The sequence below is a fragment of the Luedemannella flava genome (assembly GCF_039528515.1).
Lineage (GTDB): Bacteria > Actinomycetota > Actinomycetes > Mycobacteriales > Micromonosporaceae > Luedemannella > Luedemannella flava.
The window spans coordinates 37,891-55,849 of record NZ_BAAALT010000020.1 but is presented as its reverse complement, the minus strand read 5'-3'; the positions used below and the strand labels follow the sequence as shown (position 1 = coordinate 55,849).

Below are 17,959 nucleotides of genomic sequence, written 5' to 3'. Positions count from 1 at the left end.
GGCGAGCCCGGATGGCCCTGACCTCGCCAAGAGTGAGCTTTTGGTGGCGGTGGGGGCCTCGGGCGTCGCCAAGAGTGAGCTTTTGGCGGCTACCGCGTGCCTGTGCCTCGCCGCATGTGCGCCGCTGGCGGGCCAGTCTCCGCGACCCCTCGCCACATGTGCGCATGTGGCGGGACTCCGCGTTCCTACTTCGCCACATGTTCACAGTTGGCGGCGCCAAGTGCCGTCCGGCCCGCCAGAAGCGCACATGTGGCGGAGCAGAGCGTCCGGGTGCCCGCCACATGTGCACATGTGGCGAGGGCGCGGCGCCTCCATCCCGCCAAAAGTGCGCTCTTGGTGGCCGACCTGCGCCCGCGGCCGTCGCTGGTGAGCTTTGGCGCGGTGGGGCGGGTCTCGGGTTGGTTACGAAGTGGGGTGATCTGGCGAAAACGGACAGGTAGCGCATAGCGTGGGGGCGTGATTCGGGATGCCGTGCGGCGGCTGCGCGGGGGGCCGCGTGATCTTGCCGGCGTCGACCCCGTGACCGGGCTGCCGGACCGGTGGGCGTTCTTCGCGGCGGTCGGGCGCGGTGACGCGCTGGACGGCGTACTCCTGCTGGGTCTTGATTCTTTCCGGGAGGTCGTGGAGGCGCTCGGGCATGCCATGGCCGACCGGTTGCTCGCCGCGGTGGCGGAGCGGTTGCGGGCTCACCTGCCGCCCGGCGACCTGGTGACGCGGCTGGACGGCGACGAGTTCGCGATCATGGTGGCCCGTGGGGGAGAGGTCGAGGGGCGGGCGACCGCCGAGCGCGCCGGCCAGGTCGCGGCGCTGCTGGCCGAGCCGGTGGTGCTCGACGGGCTGCCGTTGGACGTGAGCGCGGCGATCGGGATGGCGCTCTACCCGGAGCACGGGGACGACCCGCAGACGCTCATGCGGCACGCCGACACCGCGATGGCGCAGGCGCAGTCGGGGGCGGGCGTCGCGCTGTACTCGGCGCGGGCCGACCACCACTCCGCGGAGCGGTTGGCGCTGCTGGCCGACCTGCGCGCCGCGCTCGGCCGCGACGACGACGAGCTCAGCCTGCATTACCAGCCGCAGGTCGAGCTGGCGACCGGTCGGGTCGTCGGCGTGGAGGCGCTGCTGCGGTGGCGCCACCCCGAGCGCGGGTATGTGCAGCCCGCCCGCCTGGTGGCGCTCGCGGAGCGGACGGCCGTCATGCGGCAGGTCACCGAGCGGGTGCTGAGCGAGGCGGTCGCGCAGGCCGCCGCCTGGCGGGACGTGGGACTCGCGTTCCGGGTCTCGGTGAACGTGAGCGGCCGGGACCTGCACCAGAACGGGCTGGTCGAGGGCATCGCCGCGCGGCTGACGGCGCACGACCTGCCGCCGGACGGCCTCCAGGTAGAGATCACCGAGAGCGCGCTGATGATCGACCCGCCGCGCGCGGTGGACGCGGTGCACCGGCTCGCGCGGCTCGGGGTGGGGCTGTCGCTGGACGACTTCGGCACCGGGTACTCGTCGCTGCGGCACCTGCGGCGGCTGCCGCTGACCGAGGTCAAAGTGGACCGGTCGTTCGTGCTCGGGATGGCGGCCGACCCGCAGGACGCGGCCGTGGCGCGGGCGATCGTCGGGTTGGGCGCCGAGTTGGGGCTGCGCGTCGTGGCCGAGGGCGTCGAGGACGACGCGACCCGGCGGATGCTCGCCGACGCCGGCTGCGGGCTCGCCCAGGGGTGGTTATTCGCCGCTCCCATGCCGGCCGCGGCGATACCCTCGTGGCTGACCCGGTACGACGCGGCGCGTCACCCCGTGGCCGGGACCGGCTCCGGCGTCGCACAGGGCGGCAAATAGACTCACCGCGACGCAATCTGAACCTGGTCTAGGGGGCATCATGGCCGCCATCTCCCGCGAGGAGGTCGCGCACCTCGCGCGCCTGTCGCGGCTCGCCGTCACCGACGAGGAGCTGGACCGGTTCGCCGGCCAGCTCGACGTGATCCTGCAGTCGGTGGCCCGGGTCGGCGAGGTCGCCGCGGACGACATCCCGCCCACCTCGCACTCCGTGCCGCTCACCAACGTGCTGCGCGAGGACGTCGTGGTGCCCGGGCTGGGCCCGGACGAGGCGTTGTCCGGCGCGCCGGACCCGGCGGAGCAGCGCTTCCGCGTACCCCGGATTCTGGAGGAGGAAGCGTGAGTGACGTGACCAGGGCGACCGCCGCGGAGCTGGGTCGCCTCCTCGCTGACGGTGAGGTCTCCGCCGAGGAGGTCACCCGCGCCCACCTCGACCGCATCGCGGCCGTCGACGACAAAGTGCACGCCTTCCTGCACGTCGACAACGAGGGCGCGATCGAGAAGGCCCGAAAGATCGACCAGGCGCGCGCCGATAAGGAGCAGCTCGGCCCCCTGGCCGGCGTGCCGATCGCGATCAAGGACGTTATCGCCACCAAGGGCGTGCCGACCACCTGCGCCTCGAAGATCCTGGAGGGCTGGCGCCCGCCGTACGACGCGACGCTCATGGAGCGCATCAACGGCGCCGGCATGGTGATGCTCGGCAAGACGAACATGGACGAGTTCGCCATGGGCTCGTCGACCGAATACTCCGCCTACGGGCCCACGAACAACCCGTGGGACCTGGGCCGTATCCCCGGCGGGTCCGGGGGCGGCTCGGCGGCCGCGCTGGCCGCCTACGAGGCCCCACTGTCCATCGGCACCGACACGGGCGGCTCGATCCGCCAGCCGGGCGCCGTCACCGGCACCGTGGGCGCCAAGCCGACCTACGGCGGCACGTCCCGCTACGGCCTGGTCGCGTTCTCCAGCTCGCTGGACACGCCCGGTCCGTGCGCCCGGACCGTCGAGGACACGGCGCTGCTGCACGCGGTGATCGCCGGCCACGACCCGCGCGACAGCACGTCGATCGACGCGCCGGTGCCGGACGTGGTCGCCGCCGCGAAGCTGGGCGCGACCGGCGACCTGACCGGCGTCAAGCTCGGCCTCGTCAAGGAGTTCAGCGGCGAGGGCGCCGAGCCCGGCGTCATGGCCGCCTTCCGCGACGCGGTGGACGCCCTGGTCAAGCTGGGCGCCGAGGTCGTCGAGGTCAGCTGCCCGCACTTCCTGTACGCCCTGCCGGCGTACTACCTCATCGCGCCGAGCGAGTGCTCGTCCAACCTGGCCCGCTTCGACGGCGTGCGCTACGGCCTGCGGGTGGGCGACGACGGCAACCGGTCGCTGGAGGAGGTCATGTCGCTCACCCGCGAGGCCGGCTTCGGGGCTGAGGTGAAGCGGCGCATCATCATCGGCACGTACGCCCTGTCGTCCGGCTACTACGACGCCTACTACGGGCAGGCGCAGAAGGTGCGGACCCTGATCACGCGCGACTTCACCGCCGCGTTCGAGCAGGTCGACGTGCTGGTGTCGCCGACGACCCCGTTCGTGGCGTTCCCGTTCGGGTCGCGCACCGCGGACCCGTACCAGATGTATCTCGCGGACCTCTACACGATCCCGACGAATCTCTACGGCGGCCCGGCCATCTCGGTCCCGTGTGGACTGTCGGAGGGCCTGCCGGTCGGCTTCCAGATCATGGCGCCGACCCTGGCCGACGACCGCATGTACCGGGTCGGCGCGGCGCTCGAGTCCGCCCTCGGCACGCTCACCCCGCCGGACCTGGAGGTCTAGATGACGACCCTGGCGATGTTGACCTACGACGACGCGCTCGAGCGGTTCGAGCCGGTCATCGGCCTGGAGACGCACGTCGAGCTGGGCACCGCGACCAAGATGTTCTGCGGCTGCCCGACCGAGTTCGGCGCGGAGCCCAACACGCAGGTCTGCCCCGTCTGCCTGGCGCTGCCCGGCGCGCTCCCGGTGGCCAACAAGGCCGCCATCGAGGCGACCATCCGCATCGGTCTGGCGCTCAACTGCTCCATCGCCACGTGGTGCCGGTTCGCGCGCAAGAACTACTTCTACCCCGACATGCCGAAGAACTTCCAGATCAGCCAGTACGACGAGCCGCTGTGCGTCGACGGGTGGCTGGACGTCGAGGTCGACGGCGAGACGGTCCGGGTGGAGATCGAGCGCGTGCATCTGGAGGAGGACACCGGCAAGACGCTGCACGTCGGCGGCGCCACCGGGCGCATCCACGGCGCGACGGAGTCGCTGGTGGACTACAACCGGGCCGGCATCCCCCTCGTCGAGATCGTCACCAAGCCGGTCGTCGGCACGGGCGGGAAGGCGCCGCTGGTCGCGAAGGCGTACGTGACGGAGCTGCGCGACGTCATCCGCTCGCTCGGCGTCTCGGACGTGCGCATGGAGCAGGGCTCGATGCGCTGCGACGTGAACACGTCGCTGTCGAAGCCGGGCGCCGAGTGGGGCACCCGTACCGAGACGAAGAACGTGAACTCGCTGCGCAGCGTCGAGCGGGCCGTCCGCTCGGAGATCATCCGCCAGGCCAACGTGCTGGAGGCCGGCGGGAAGATCACCCAGGAGACGCGCCACTTCCACGAGGACACCGGCGAGACCACGTCGGGCCGCAGCAAGGAGACGGCGACCGACTACCGGTACTTCCCCGAGCCCGACCTCGTGCCGCTAGCGCCGGACCCGGCGTGGGTCGCCGAGCTGAAGGCCGCCCTGCCCGAGCCGCCCCGGGTGCACCGCAAGCGGCTGCAGGACGCGTGGGGCCTCGCCGACGCCGAGATGCAGGCGATCGTCAACGCCGGCGCCGTCGAGCTGATCGAGGCGACCGTCGCGGCCGGCACCAGCGCCGACGGCGCCCGCAAGTGGTGGCTGGGCGAGCTCGCCCGCCGGGCCAACGAGGCCGGCGTCGAGCTGGGCGCCATGAATGTGACGCCCGCTCAGGTCGCGCAGCTCCAGCAGCTCGTCGACGAGGGCAAGCTCAACGACAAGCTGGCGCGCACCGTGCTGGAGGGCGTGCTCGCGGGCGAGGGCGACCCGGCCGCCGTCATGGCGGCCCGCGGGCTGGAGGTCGTGTCCGACACCGGGGCGCTGGAGAAGGCCGTGGACGAGGCGATCGCCGCGAACCCCGCCATCGCCGACAAGATCCGGTCCGGCAAGGTCGAGGCGGCCGGCGTGCTCATCGGCGCGGTCATGAAGACCACCCGCGGCCAGGCCGACGCCAAGACCGTCCGCGAACTGATCATCGCCCGCCTGGGCTGACCGACTACCGCGTCGGAGTCGTTGTCGGCTCCGGCGCGGCAGCGGTACCGGCCAGGTGGCGTTCCAGCTGGACCTCGGTGAGTCCGGCGCCGCCGACGCTGATCTCGTCGTACGCCTGGAGTCTGTGGTCGTTGCCGCCGAGGTAGAGCACGGACAGCTCCAACGGGAGCGGCGAGCCGCTGTCCAGGCCGCGCAGGCCGGCGCCGCCGGTGGAGCCCTCGACCATAATGGTCGTCTGCGGGTACGTCGCGCCGACCGGCCCCGGCTCGGTGCTGATCTCGCGGTGGTGCCGGTGGCCGGCGAGCACGAGCGGCACCTGCCCGGCCAGCGGCCCGGCGCCCGCCGGGTCGTGGATGAGTGCGATGTCCACCCGCTCGGGCGAGTCCGCGATGGTTGCCGCGAGCTGCGCGCCCGTGACCTGCAGGCCCGCCTGCTCGTACGGGTCGTTCGGGTCGGGTGACTCCACGTTGTTCTTGTCGGGCGTGAAGCGCGGGTCGCCGATGCCGGCGAAGGTCAGCCCCGCCACCGTGGCGACCTTGTTGTCCAACACGACGGCGTTCTTCTGCCTGGCCACGGCCGCCTGCGTGGTCGACGAGTCGTGGTTGCCGCGGACGTAGACGTACGGCACGTTCAGGTCGCCGATCGCGGCGACGAACGACGCCTCGGGCTCGCTGCCCCAGTCGGTCAGGTCGCCGGTGTCGACCACGACGCTGATGTGGAACTGTTCCACGACCGTGCGGACCACCGACCAGCCGGCCGGGTTGAGGTGCATGTCCGAGATGTGCAGGACGCGGATCGTGCCGTCGGCCGGCTCGTACACGGGCAGGTTCGTGATCGTGGCGTAGAGGCGGCTGACGTTGGTGACCATCTTCTGCAGCTGCGCCGTGTACTCCCCGTAGCGGCTCGCGATCCGCTCGGCGTCGCCCACGACGGTCTGCGCGTTGCCGAGCAGCCCCCGGTAGGTCGGCTCGGCCAGCGCCGAGCGCCGGAACGACACCGCCGCCGTGCCCAGGGTCGCCGCCGTGAGCAGCAGCGCGAGCCCGCCGGCCAGCGCGGCGCGGCGGGTGGACCGGAACACCACGAGGGCCGCGAGCATCGCGCCGAGGACCGCCGCGGCGGCGAACTGCAGCGCGAGCCGCCGCAGCCCCTGCATGACGTCCGTGACGGCGTCGGCGCTGGCCTGGTTGATCGCGTTGGGCTGGGTGACCAGCTCGCGGGTGCGCCCCTCGTCGAGGGACTCGAGGTTGATCACCAGGTGGGCCGGCCCGGTGTGGCTGTTCAGCGTGAGCGACCCCAGCGGCGGCAGGCGCACCTCGGTGCCGCCGCGCAGCGCCGGCTGGACGGAGAAGTCGGCCTGGAACGGGCCGACGTCCTGGCGCACGTTGGCCAGCAGCAGCGTGCCGACCGAGGCGCCGATCACGGTCACCGCCAGCAGCGCGAGCGCCGAACGCACCCGCCGCGCGGCCCGCGAGCGCCACCAGTCCGGGCCGCCCTCGGCCCGCCAGCGCGGCGCCGCCTGCCGCACGTGGTAACCCAGCCGTCGGGCCTGACGGGCCGCCGCGACCACCGCGGTGGTCCCGGTTGTGACAATCCGGCGAGTACGGGCCATGGGGCGCACCCTTCATCCTTACCCCACCGATGTGACGGTGCGGCGCGGTTGCGTCCGGTCCGGGCCGGGTGGTGGCGAGCTTCACCCGGCCGTCCCGGGTGTCCCGGCCCGTCCGGTCAGGGGCCTAGGCCTTGCTCACGCCGCCGTTGCCGGAGAGCACGATGCGCAGGATGCGGTCGTCGTCGGGCGCGGGGTCGCCCCGGCCGTCCTTGTTCGAGGTGGTGATCCACAGCGAGCCGTCGGGGGCGGCGGCGGCCGCGCGCAGGCGCCCGTACCGCCCCTGCAGGGCGGGGGTCGGGGCGCCGAGCAGCGCGCCGGTGTCGGTGAACCGGAGCAGCCACAGCCGCTCGCCGCGCAGGCAGGCCGCCACGAACACGTTGGTCACCATCGCGGCGCCCGAGCAGGAGGACTCGTCGGTGGGCCAGACGGCGACCGGGTCGACGTACTCCTTCTTGTTGCCCTTGCCCTCGACGGCCGGCCAGCCGTAGTTCTTCCCCTTGACGATCTCGTTGATCTCGTCCCAGGTGTTTTGCCCGAACTCGGTGGCGTAGAGGCGGCCCTTCGCGTCCCAGGCGAGGCCCTGCACGTTGCGGTGCCCGTAGGACCAGACCAGGGAGTCCGGGAACGGGTTACCCGGCGCCGGCTTGCCGTCGGCGGTCATCCGCAGGATCTTGCCGCCGAGGCTCTTGAGGTCCTGGGAGCGTGCGGTCTGCGCGGCGTCGCCGGTGGTGGCGTAGAGGTAGCCGTCCGGGCCGAAGCCGAGGCGGCCGCCGTTGTGGTTGCCGGCCTTGGGGATGCCCGTGAGGATCGGGGTGGGGGTGCCGCCGAGGGTGAGCTTGGCGATGCGGTTGTCGGACTCGGCGGTGTAGTAGACGAACACCGTCCTGTCGGTCTTGTACTTGGGCGAGACGGCGATGCCGAGCAGCCCGCCCTCACCGGAGGGGCGGGCCTCGTCGATCGTCTGCACGGGCTCGACCTTCAGGCCGCCCGCGTCGGACTCGGGGCCGACCTTCAGGATCCGCTTGCTGTCCCGCTCGGTGACCAGCGCGGCCCCGTCGGGCAGGAAGGCGATCGCCCACGGCACCGCGAGCCCCTTGGCCAGCACCGTCGCGACGGTTTCGGTGCCGCCCTGCCCCTCGCCGACGCTGGGCGAGGGCTTGGGCAGGTTCGGGGCGCCGCCCCCGGTGGTGTCGTCGGGTTCGCCGAAGCTGCAGCCTGTGAGGAGGCCTGCGGCGAGCGCCGCGGTGGCGAGAACGGCGGCGAGGCGTCGAGGTGGGGGTGTGGCCCTCATCGCCGAACAGTAGCGAGGCCTGTCACGCCGGCGCCAGCCGGCGCGGCGGTGTGGTGATCGTCTCCATATGTTGTCGAAACAATAATCCGCTAGGCAACGTTATTGCCGACTGAACGGCCCTCACCGACGAGGACCTCCTCGGCAAGCCAGGGAGACACGCCATGACCGCACCCGCGATCGACCGGCTCCACCTCAGCGCGGACGCGGCGGACCTGCTGTTCCGCGACGCGCGCACCGCCAACGCCTTCACCGACGAGCCGGTCACCGACGAACAGGTCCGGGCGATCTACGACCTTGTGAAAAACGCGCCGACGGCCATGAATGCCCAGCCGATGCGGCTGGTGCTGGTGCGCTCCGGCGAGGCGCGGGCGCGGCTGGTGGAGCGCATGGCGCCCGGCAACCAGGACAAGACGGCGGCGGCGCCGCTGGTGGCGATCGTCGCGGCGGACAACCGGTTCCACGAGGAGCTGCCGCGCGTCTTCCCGCACGCCCCCGGCGCGAAGGACCGCTTCGCGGACGCGTCCGTCCGGGAGAACGCCGCCCGGTTCAACGCCGCCATCCAGCTCGGCTACCTGATCCTCGGCATCCGGGCCGCCGGCCTGGCCGCCGGGCCGATGGGCGGCTACGACGCCGCCGGGATCAACGCCGACTTCTTCCCCGACGGCGAGCACCAGGTGGTCGCCGTGGTCAACATCGGTCGTCCGGCCGGTAACGCCTGGCGCGACCGCCTGCCCAGGCTCGAGTACGACGAGGTCGTCTCGACCGTCTGACCGGCGTCATCATCATGGCCCACGCTCCGGCGTGGGCCATTTTCCTATTGGTGGGCTGTCAGCTGAGGGCTTCCGTGCGCGCCGGCTCCTCGTCGCTGGTCAGCTCGCCGCCGGCGGCCGCGACGGCGGACAGCGCGCGGGCCGGCACGGCCGGCAGGGTGAGGGTCATTCCCGAGGTGAGGCGCACCGCCACGCCGCCCTTCGGGGTGGCGGCCAGCTCCGCCACGTCCGACCAGGGGACCCGTCGCGACGTCAGAACCGCGCGGACGCGCAGGCCGTCGGCGCCCACGTCGGTGCCCGCGCGCCAGCTCCACAGGGCGACTGCCGCCGGGACGAGCAGGATCAACCCGAACGCGGTGCCGCCGGCGAGCATGGGCAGGGCGCCGATGAGGGCCACCACCGCCGCGACCGTGATCGCGGACGAGTGGCGGTACCGGAGGGTCTTGGCAGCGGTCTCCACCGGGCCATCCTCCCATGACGGCAGACGCCGGACCGACTGACCTGGATCGCGCCGACACGCAAAGGTAGATATACGGAGAAAGTATCTCATATGGGTAAAATCTTCGTCGGATCAACCGCGCCACCGGGTCTGGGAGAACATGCTGAACCGAGCAGACGTCGCCGTGGTGACCCCCTGGTTCCCCACCGACGACCATCCGTACCGTGGCGCGTTTGTCCAGGCCATGGCCGATGCGGTGGCGCCGCGGTGCGAGCGGGTGACGGTGTACCACACGGAGATGTGGACCACTCGTATGCCGCGGCGCGCGCGCGGATCCGCGGTCCGGGCACTTGAGGCGCTGACCCCCACCGCGCTACGCGGCCGGCACACCCCCGCGGGCGTCGGCGTGGTCTGTGCTCCGTATCCGGTGCGGCCGGACCTGAGCTATTCGGAGTACGCGTTGTGCCATGAGCGGGCGCTGCGGGTCGCGCTCCGCCGTCGGCCCCTGGCAGCGGACCTGGTGCACGCGCATACCGGGATCTTCGGCGGCTGGGCGGCCCTGCACAACGTCCGCCCCGGAACCAGGGTGTTCGTTACCGAGCACGCCACGTTCATCGACAAGATCGTGCGCGAACCGCGCGCACGGGCGATGTACGACACGGTGCTGAGCCGGGCGGCGGGAGTCTTCGCCGTCGGTGAGGGGCTGCGCACGACGATCGCGGAGGCGTTCCCGCACCACGCCCACCGGCTGGGGATCCTGCCCAATGCCGTGCGGTTCGACCTCCCCCGGGACCTGCCGGTGAGCGACCTGCGGCGGTGGCTGTACGTCGGCAGCATCATTCCCCGCAAGAACATCTTCGCGCTCATCGAGGCGTTCGCCCGGTGCCGGGAGCGCGACAGCGCGTTGACGCTGACCCTCGTGGGCAGCGGCGCCCTGTATGGACGGACGTGGCGGCTGGCGAAGCGGCTCGGTGTGGGCGACGCGGTGACGTTCCGCGGCGCGGTGGGCCCCGAGGCCGCGTTGGCTCTGCTGCGCGAGCACGACCTGCTCGTGCATCCCAGCCAGATGGAGACCTTCGGCATGACGCTCATCGAGGCGGTGGCGGCCGGGATGCCTGTGCTCGCCACGCGGTGCGGCGGCCCGGAGGAGACCCTGGCCGGGGTGGAGCACATGGTCGGTGAACTCGTCGAGGTCCAAGCGGGCCCGGACGCGCTCGTCGACGGGTACTGGCGCCTGCGCGACCGGTTCCCGCACGGCCTCGATCTGGCCCGGGCAGCGACCGATCTGGCGGCCCGCTACGGCTACGCCGCCGTGGCGGAGGCGCATCTGGCGACGTGGTCGGGAACGGGCGGGCTGGATGTCGCGCCCATGGCGGAGCAGGCGGTGCGATGACTGCTCCGCACGTGTTGTTCGTGGCCACCGGCGGCGATCGCCACCTGGGCGTGTGGACCGAGTCGCGCAGGGTGGTGACCGGTGGCGGACGGGCGCTCGTCCTGCTCGACCACGCGGACGCGTGGCCGGGCAAGCCGTTGCACCGCCGGGTGAAGGTCGTCGAGACGAGCAAGCTCGAAAAGCGGCACTGGCCGCGGCGGGCCGCGAACCTGGTCCTCTTCCGGGGACCCGCCTGGTTGCTGCGGGCCGTCGGCCGTGGCCGCCTTGCCGATCCGGCGGGGCGGATGCTGACCGCGTACCAGGATCAGGTGGCCTCGCGGGTGCAGCGTCTGGTGGTCCTGCCCGTCTACCGGGCTCTGTCACGGACCTCGCGGGCCCGCCTGATCAACAGGCATGTTCTGTCGAAGGGTCCGTTCGACGCGGTCGTCGTCTCGGATCCGCACGGGCTGCGTGATGTCGCGGCGCTCGTCAGGGCCAATCCCGACGTGTTCCACGGCACCCGGGTGTCGTTCGGTCTGGCCTACGACTCCGAGGTCGGACCCGACCCTCACCAGGCGGTCAACCGTGACGGCCGTTGAGCTCGACTGTCCGGAGACGTCGACGGAGTCCGCCGCGCCCCGGCCGCGGCCACGCCTGTGGGCGCAACGGCTGTGGCGCGAGATCTTCTTTGCGACGATCATCGCGGGCACGGTCACGCTCTGCCTGTCGCCGCTGCGACGGGCCGGCTGGCCGAGAAACCACGAGGCCCTGCACTTCGCCAACCGCACGGCCGTGTACGCGGACCACTTCAGACACGGTGACCTGTTGCCGGTGTGGTCGTCCCTCAACGCCTTCCACATGGGCACACCATTTCCGCTCTTTTACCACAAGACGTTCTACTTCGTGTCGGCGTCGCTGTACCTCGTCCTCGGTGCCATGAAGCTCTCCATCGTGTTGGCCATCGCGGTCTTCATGTTCGCCGGGGCCTACGGCATGCGTGCGGCCACGCACGAACTCACCGGACGAAGGCTGCTGGCCTTCTCGGCGCCGGTGGTCCTGTTGTTGGCCAACTACACCTTCACCGACTGGCTCATCCGCGGCGCCATGGCGGAACTGACCGCCATGATGCTCGTTCCCTGGCTGTTGTGGTGGTGTCTGCGGTTGGTGCGGCGCGGCACCTGGTCATGGTGGATCGTGCCGATCTACTTTCTCCTCTTCAATGCGCACAACGCACTGACGATGTACGCCACCGTCCCGTTGGCGATCGCCGGAACAGTGTTTCTCGTCAAGGAGCGACGGCGCGGCCTGGCCGCCGTCTGGCGACCGGCGTTGTTGTCCGCCGGGGGGATCGTCGTCCTGCTCGTCCCGCTGTTCGTCGTCCAGTGGGGATTCCTGGACGACTACAACCCGGGAAAAGTAACGCAAGCGGGATACAAGGCGAGCGAGCGCTTCCGCGAATTCTCCACGTACTTCGTCAACAGCGATTTCCGGTGGTTGCGGGACGCGCACAAGTTCACGACCCAGATCGACTACGGCATCTGGCTTCCGTTGGCGTTGTTCGTCGTCGCAGGGGCCGCGGCCGTGGCGCTGCGGCACCGTCCGGCCATGTCCGTTGTCGGGCGTGTCATGTTCAGCCCGGCGGGCGCGTTCCTGGTGGTCACCGCGACTGTGATGCTCATGCTGCAGTGCTCGTTCACGCGCCCGCTGTACCAGGCCGTTTCCATTCTCGAGTTTCTGCAGTTCCCCTGGCGCCTGCTCGCCTTCATCACCCCGCTGGGCATTCTGCTGGTCGCCCACGTCGCCGGCAATCTGCGTGTCCTGGGCCGCCGGGTGATGCTGGTGCTCGCCTTGTGCTGGGTCGCGACCTTCGCGGTCCTCTCGCCGCTGCACCACGATTTTCAGTACAACTTCTATCCGCAGCAGCGTATTGATCTCGCCACCGCGCCCAGCCCCACCGCGGCGAACATGGGCATCGGGGAGTATCTGCCGCGGGTGGCGGTCGACGGTCACGAAATGCCGTCGGTCGAGGTCATGGCGGCGTACGAGGCGATGTACACGAAGAGACGCCAGACCGAGGTCATCCGGGGCAGCTGCACCATCCGGGCGCTGCGCCGCACCTCGCTCGATCCGCGGACCCTGTCGTACCGGATCGCCTGCACGCAGCCGTCGACGGTCGCGCTGCCGATCAGCTACAGCCGCTTCCACCGGGTGCGGGTGAAAGCGGCCGGCGAGGCTGCGGTGCGGACGTTCCGGGACAGGAGCGACCCACGGTTGATGGTCGACCTCCCGGGCCGCGACGGAATGCTGGTCGTGGTGCGCCTGCCGTCGATGGCCAGCGTGCTCCGGCAGCTGCTCATCCCACGCTGATCCGGGGCGCGAGCCTGAACATCGCGGCCTTCCGGGCCGCGCGCGAACGAGGGGAGTCGGCGGTGCGCGACGCGGAGATCCGCAAGGTGGTGGACCTTGAGGACCGCAACTGGTGGTACCGCGAGCGACGGGCGATTCTGTCCCGCGAGCTGGGCCGGCTCGGCAGACCGGGGCTCGCGCTCGACATCGGGGCCGCGGGCGGCGGGAACACCCGCGTGCTCAGGGCACACGGATGGCGTTCCGTCGCCCTGGAGTACGGCTCCGACGGAGCGGCGTTCGCCCGCGACCGCGGACTTGACGTGATCCAGGGTGACGCCCGGAACCTCCCCTTCTCCACCTCGGCGGTGGACCTGGTCATCGCGCTCGATGTCCTGGAGCACATCGACGACGACGCACGGGCCGCCGCCGAGATCGACCGGGTGCTGCGTCCGGGCGGAACGCTCATCGCGTCGGTGCCGTGCGACATGCGGCTCTGGTCCCCACACGACGTCGCCCTGGGCCATGTCCGCCGGTACACCCGGGAGTCGCTGAGCACCCTGGTCCAGAGCTCGGGCCTGGTCATCGATCGGCTATGGAGCTGGAACGTCCTGCTCCGGCCCGTGGTCAGCGTGCGGCGTCGACGCATGTCGGACGCGGGCACGAGTGAGCTTGAGGAACTGCCGTTCCTGGTGAACGCGGGACTCACCGCCATCGTGCTGGCCGAGCGTTATCTGCCGGTCAAGTCGTTGCCGGGCGTGTCGCTGTTCGTCCGGGCCACGAGGGGCGCGGCACGACGTCCCGGTCCGGTCGTCGCGGCGGTCGGGTCGACCGGGCGTTAGCCGGCCCACGGCGGCCCGGGCACGCGTTCGAACCACGACACCGGGCGCTCATGAGTTCGTTATAGACCTTTAAGGGGGGAAATTCGAGAAATCAGGGGTTATGTAACGATGCCTGCCACGGCGTGGAGTGGGGACCGGGTCGACCTGTCGGTGGTGGTGCCGGTGTTCAATGAAGAGCTCCGGCTCGGGGCATCGCTGGCCACGATGTGTGATTATCTCGGCCAGGGCAGTCAGACCTGGGAGCTTGTCCTGGTGGATGACGGCTCCGCCGACGGGAGCCAGGCGATCATGGCCATGGCCGCGTCGGCCCATCCTGAGATCCGGGTGGTCGAATCCGCACACCGGGGCAAGGGGAACGCGGTCCGGCTGGGCGTGCTCGCGTCGCGGGGGCAGCAGGTCCTGGTCTGCGATGCTGATCTCGCAACGCCGATTGAGGACGTCGAGCTGCTCGCCAAGGCGCTCGCCGACGGACATCTCGTGGCGATCGGATCGCGGGCGGCGCCGCGGGCTGTGATCGAGATTCACCAGAGCAGGCTGCGCAAGGCCGCCGGCCGCCTGGGGAACAGGCTCATTCGCGTCCTGGCCGTGCCGGGCATCGCCGACACCCAGTGCGGCTTCAAGCTGTTCGAGGGCGCCGCGGCGCGGGCCGTTTTCGCTCAGTCGAGGCTCGACGGGTTCGGCTTCGACTTCGAGGTTCTGCACCTGTGCCTGCGGTGGAGCTGGTCGGTCGTAGAAGTTCCCGTGCGCTGGTCCCACCGGACCGGATCGAAGGTCCGTCTCCTCGACTACGTGCGGGTCCTCCGGGAGCTGATGTTCGTGCGTCTGGCGCATCGCCATGCGGACCTTCCCGCGGTCACCGGACCCGACGCCGGTGAGCTGGTCCCGCGTGTCCGAACCGGACCCGGCCATCCGCGCGGTTCTGGCCGGTGACCGTCCCGGCCACCACTCCCGGAGCGACTCGACACGCAGGCTCCGGCGTACGCGACAGACAGCGATAAAAGCCTAGAATCTCGTACGAACTGCCATCGAGGAGGCGAACCTGAGCAGGTCCGACGTCGCCGTGGTGACGCCCTGGTTCCCGACCAACGAGTTGCCCTACCGGGGCGCGTTCGTGGCAGCCATGGTCGAGGCGGTGGCGCCGCGCTGCGACCGCGTCGCCGTGTACCACTCCGACCTGTGGACGGCCGGGATGTCGCCGCGTGGCGATCGCCGTGCGCAACGTGCCATGCACGCGCTCGCGCCGGCGGCGGCACGTACGCACCGCACGGCCGCCGGCGTGCCGGTCACGCACGCGCCCTATCCCATCCGGCCGGGCCTGAGCTTCGCCGAGCTGGGGGCGCGGCACGATCGCGCGCTCCGGGCGGCGCTGGGCGGCGCGCCGATCGACGCGGGCATCGTGCACGCGCACACCGGCATCTACAGTGGATGGTCGGCGCTGCGCCACATGCGCCCCGATGCCCGGCTGTTCGTGACCGAGCACTCGACCTTCGTCGACCAGGTCCTCGCCGAACCCCAGGCCCGCGTCATGTACGAAGAGGTGCTGCGCCGCGCGACCCGGTTCTTCGTGGTCGGCGAGGTGCCGCGGAGCATGATCGCGGCCGCCTTCCCGCAGCACGCCGACCGCATCGCCGTCATGCCCAACGCCATCCGTTTCGACCTGCCGCGACCCGAGCCCGTTCGTCAGCTGCGGCGGTGGCTGTTCGTGGGGCACCTGATCGAGCGCAAGAACGTGGCCGCCCTCATCGCGGCCTTCGCCCGCTGTCGAGCCCGCGACGACAGCCTCACCCTGACCATCGCCGGCACCGGAGCGCTGTACCGGTCGTTGGTCACACAGGCGAAGGAGCTCGGCGTCGCCGACGCCGTCGAGTGGCTCGGGGCCGTGCCGCCGGCGACGGCGCTCGACCTGCTGCGCTCGCACGACCTGCTGGTGCACCCGAGCCGGCTGGAGACGTTCGGGATGACCCTGGTGGAGGCCGTCGCGGCCGGCATGCCGGTGCTGGCCACCCGCTCCGGTGGTCCTCAGGAGACCCTCGCCGGCATCGAGTCGGCCGTGGGGGAGCTGGTCGACGTGTCCGCGGGCGTGGACGGTCTGGTCGAGGGTTACTGGCGGCTGCGCGGGCGCTGGCCTGACGGCCTGGACCTGGCGGAGGGCGCCCGCCAGCTCGCCGAGCGGTACGGGTACCCGGCGGTCGCCGAGGCCCACCTGCGGGCCTGGCACGGGGCGCCCGCGCCGGTGGCGGTGTCATGACGCGGCGCAGCGTGCTCTTCGTGGCTACGGGCGGCTCGCGGCGGCGCGCCGTCAGCATCGAGTCGGCCGAGGTGCTCGCGGCCGGCGGACGGGCGACCGTGATCGTCGATCACCTCGGCGCGTGGAAGAGCAGCGCCCTCCCCGACGGCGTGGAGATCGTCGAGACCACGGCGTTGGAGCTGCGGCACTGGGCCCGCGCGTGGGAGCAGTTGCTGGTGTTCGCGGCGCCGGCGTTCGTCGTGCGGGTGCTCGGACGGGGCGCGCTGATGCGGCCGGTGACCCGGCTGCACCGGGCGTACCTGCGGCTTTTCGCGACCCGGCTACACCGCGGCCTGTTCATGCCGGTCTACCGCGCGCTCACCCGGCGCGTGCGCGCGCGGCTGATATCCCGCGCGGTGCTGCGGGGTGCGGCCTACGACGCGGTGGTGGTCAGCGATCCGCGCTCGGTCATCGATGTGGCGGCGATCAGGCGGGCCGATCCGTACGCGTTCGGCGCCGCGCCGCTCACCTTCCGTCTCACCGACGCCGAGGCGGCCGGCGCGGTCGGAGCCGGGGCGGCGCGATGAGCCGGGCGCCGAGGGTGCTCTACCTGAGCTTCTACTTTCCGCCGTCGCGGGCCAGCGGCATCTACCGGGCCCGGGCCACCGCGAACTTCCTGGCCGAGGCGGGCTGGGAGGTGACCGCGTACGCAGCGCCGATGAGCTTCCTGGAGGGCGCCATCGGGTCGGTCGACGACGACCTGATGGAGACCGTCGACCCGTGCGTGCGGGTGTACCGGCCGGGCCTCAACCATTTCCGGTGGGAGACCGACATCCGTCGCTTCGGCCGGCTGCGCCGGGTCGCGCCGGAGCTGGCCAAGTCGGCGTACGAGTTCCTGCACACCCGGTTCTTCCCCGAGCAGTACGCGTCGTGGGGGCTGAACGCCCTGGCCCGCGCGCTGCGCCAGCACGCCCGACGGCGCTTCGACGTGGTGGTGGCCACCGGGAACCCGTTCGTCTCGTTCGCCGTGGCCTGGCTGTTCAACCGCCTCACCGGCGTGCCATATGTGCTGGACTACCGCGACGCGTGGACGCTGAACCAGTTCACGGACGGTCCGGCGTTCCCGCCCGGGCACGGCGCGTGGCGCTGGGAGCCGCGGGTGCTCAGCCGGGCGTCCGCGGTCGTGTTCGTCAACGAACCCCAGCGCGCCTGGCACGCCCAGCGCTACCCCGCCTTCGCCGACCGGATGACGGTGGTGCTCAACGGCTGGGACCCCGACCTGTTCCCGGCGCCCGTGCCGACCGGTGCGCGCGAGGCCGACCGGCCGCTGCGGTTCGGCTTCCTGGGCACGGTCACCGGCGTGCAGCCGGTCGCGGAGCTGCTCGACGCGTTCGGCCAGGCCCGTGGGCATCCCGAGCTGACCGATGCGCAGCTGCACGTCCACGGGTACCTCGGCTTCTTCCGCAAGAGCCCGGCACAGCTGCGCGAGCGTCTCGGCCTGGAGGAGGCCAGCACCAGGGACGCGCTGCACTACCACGAGCCGGTCAGCAAGACCGCGGTCGCGGATGTGTACGCGGACCTCGATGTGCTGGTGTTCATGGCCGCCGGCGGCCGGTTCGTCACCTCGGGAAAGATCTTCGAGTACATGGCCACCGGCCGGCCCATCGTGTCGGTGCACGCGCCCGGCATCGCCGCGGCCGACGTGCTCGACGGGTACCCGCTCTGGTTCAACCCGAACGGCCTGGACGTCGCCACCATCGCGGACGCGATGGTGGCGGCCGGCTTGGCCGCCCGCGAGCTGACGCCGCAGCAGCAGGCCCGCGCGCAGCGCCACGCCGAGCGGTACGCGCGGCCCGTGACGCTCGCGCCGCTGGAGCGCACCCTGCGCTCCCTGGCGCGTCGGTAGACGGCGCCGATGAGCAGTGCCCAT

General features: G+C 71.6%; 16 protein-coding genes. 13 read left to right on the top strand and 3 right to left on the bottom strand.

Features of this window, described 5'->3' with window-relative positions; translation table 11 throughout:
* Positions 1 to 456: 456 nt before the first annotated feature.
* Genes ABD211_RS04925 through gatB form a run of 4 tightly spaced genes read left to right on the top strand, consistent with a single transcriptional unit; the run spans position 457 to position 5,136 of the window.
* Positions 457 to 1,824, top strand: coding sequence for a putative bifunctional diguanylate cyclase/phosphodiesterase (locus tag ABD211_RS04925; RefSeq protein WP_344126658.1), 1,368 nt, complete (start codon positions 457 to 459; stop codon positions 1,822 to 1,824).
* Positions 1,825 to 1,864: 40 nt separating this feature from the next.
* Complete coding sequence (gatC, locus tag ABD211_RS04920) at positions 1,865 to 2,164, top strand: Asp-tRNA(Asn)/Glu-tRNA(Gln) amidotransferase subunit GatC (RefSeq protein WP_344126656.1); 300 nt, start codon at positions 1,865 to 1,867, stop codon at positions 2,162 to 2,164.
* Positions 2,161 to 3,642 carry an Asp-tRNA(Asn)/Glu-tRNA(Gln) amidotransferase subunit GatA gene (gene gatA / locus ABD211_RS04915; protein WP_344126654.1) on the top strand — a complete coding sequence of 494 codons (1,482 nt, stop codon included), beginning with the start codon at positions 2,161 to 2,163 and terminating at the stop codon, positions 3,640 to 3,642. The genes gatC and gatA overlap by 4 nt, the downstream gene beginning before the upstream one ends.
* Entirely contained in the window at positions 3,643 to 5,136 is a 1,494-nt protein-coding gene (gene gatB / locus ABD211_RS04910; protein WP_344126652.1) for an Asp-tRNA(Asn)/Glu-tRNA(Gln) amidotransferase subunit GatB, read from the top strand. It begins immediately after the preceding gene.
* Between the two features lie 4 nt (positions 5,137 to 5,140).
* On the opposite strand, the gene ABD211_RS04905 is transcribed toward gatB, so the two are convergent.
* Together ABD211_RS04905 and ABD211_RS04900 are read right to left on the bottom strand one after the other, a co-directional pair.
* Positions 5,141 to 6,745 (bottom strand): metallophosphoesterase family protein, encoded by a 1,605-nt coding sequence (locus ABD211_RS04905; protein WP_344126650.1) that lies wholly within the window; start codon positions 6,743 to 6,745, stop codon positions 5,141 to 5,143.
* Between the two features lie 124 nt (positions 6,746 to 6,869).
* Positions 6,870 to 8,036 carry a PQQ-dependent sugar dehydrogenase gene (locus ABD211_RS04900; RefSeq protein WP_344126648.1) on the bottom strand — a complete coding sequence of 389 codons (1,167 nt, stop codon included), beginning with the start codon at positions 8,034 to 8,036 and terminating at the stop codon, positions 6,870 to 6,872.
* 161 nt (positions 8,037 to 8,197) lie between these two features.
* Here ABD211_RS04900 and ABD211_RS04895 point away from each other — a divergent pair, with 161 nt between their 5' ends.
* Positions 8,198 to 8,806, top strand: coding sequence for a malonic semialdehyde reductase (locus ABD211_RS04895; RefSeq protein WP_344126646.1), 609 nt, complete (start codon positions 8,198 to 8,200; stop codon positions 8,804 to 8,806).
* A gap of 58 nt (positions 8,807 to 8,864) precedes the next feature.
* On the opposite strand, the gene ABD211_RS04890 is transcribed toward ABD211_RS04895, so the two are convergent.
* Positions 8,865 to 9,266: a PH domain-containing protein gene (locus tag ABD211_RS04890; RefSeq protein WP_344126644.1), complete on the bottom strand. Its 402-nt coding sequence runs from the start codon at positions 9,264 to 9,266 to the stop codon at positions 8,865 to 8,867.
* A 139-nt stretch (positions 9,267 to 9,405) separates the two neighbouring features.
* Between ABD211_RS04890 and ABD211_RS04885 the strand changes: the two genes are divergently transcribed.
* From ABD211_RS04885 to ABD211_RS04850, 8 genes are all read left to right on the top strand, one after another.
* Positions 9,406 to 10,638, top strand: coding sequence for a glycosyltransferase (locus ABD211_RS04885; protein ID WP_344126642.1), 1,233 nt, complete (start codon positions 9,406 to 9,408; stop codon positions 10,636 to 10,638).
* Positions 10,635 to 11,216 (top strand): hypothetical protein, encoded by a 582-nt coding sequence (locus tag ABD211_RS04880; protein WP_344126641.1) that lies wholly within the window; start codon positions 10,635 to 10,637, stop codon positions 11,214 to 11,216. The genes ABD211_RS04885 and ABD211_RS04880 overlap by 4 nt, the downstream gene beginning before the upstream one ends.
* On the top strand, positions 11,203 to 12,984 hold the full coding sequence (locus tag ABD211_RS04875; RefSeq protein ID WP_344126639.1) for a hypothetical protein: 1,782 nt from the start codon (positions 11,203 to 11,205) through the stop codon (positions 12,982 to 12,984). Before ABD211_RS04880 ends, ABD211_RS04875 begins: the two co-directional genes overlap by 14 nt.
* 62 nt (positions 12,985 to 13,046) lie before the next feature.
* A complete protein-coding gene (locus ABD211_RS04870) occupies positions 13,047 to 13,802 on the top strand; it encodes a class I SAM-dependent methyltransferase (protein WP_344126637.1) in 756 nt (251 codons plus the stop codon).
* Between the two features lie 108 nt (positions 13,803 to 13,910).
* A complete protein-coding gene (locus ABD211_RS04865) occupies positions 13,911 to 14,732 on the top strand; it encodes a dolichyl-phosphate beta-glucosyltransferase (RefSeq protein WP_344126634.1) in 822 nt (273 codons plus the stop codon).
* A gap of 133 nt (positions 14,733 to 14,865) precedes the next feature.
* Positions 14,866 to 16,050 carry a glycosyltransferase family 4 protein gene (locus ABD211_RS04860; RefSeq protein WP_344126631.1) on the top strand — a complete coding sequence of 395 codons (1,185 nt, stop codon included), beginning with the start codon at positions 14,866 to 14,868 and terminating at the stop codon, positions 16,048 to 16,050.
* Entirely contained in the window at positions 16,047 to 16,616 is a 570-nt protein-coding gene (locus ABD211_RS04855; RefSeq protein ID WP_344126629.1) for a hypothetical protein, read from the top strand. The genes ABD211_RS04860 and ABD211_RS04855 overlap by 4 nt, the downstream gene beginning before the upstream one ends.
* The gene (locus tag ABD211_RS04850; RefSeq protein ID WP_344126627.1) at positions 16,613 to 17,935 is read left to right on the top strand and encodes a glycosyltransferase; all 1,323 of its coding nucleotides are present in this window, start codon (positions 16,613 to 16,615) and stop codon (positions 17,933 to 17,935) included. Before ABD211_RS04855 ends, ABD211_RS04850 begins: the two co-directional genes overlap by 4 nt.
* Positions 17,936 to 17,959 lie beyond the last annotated feature (24 nt).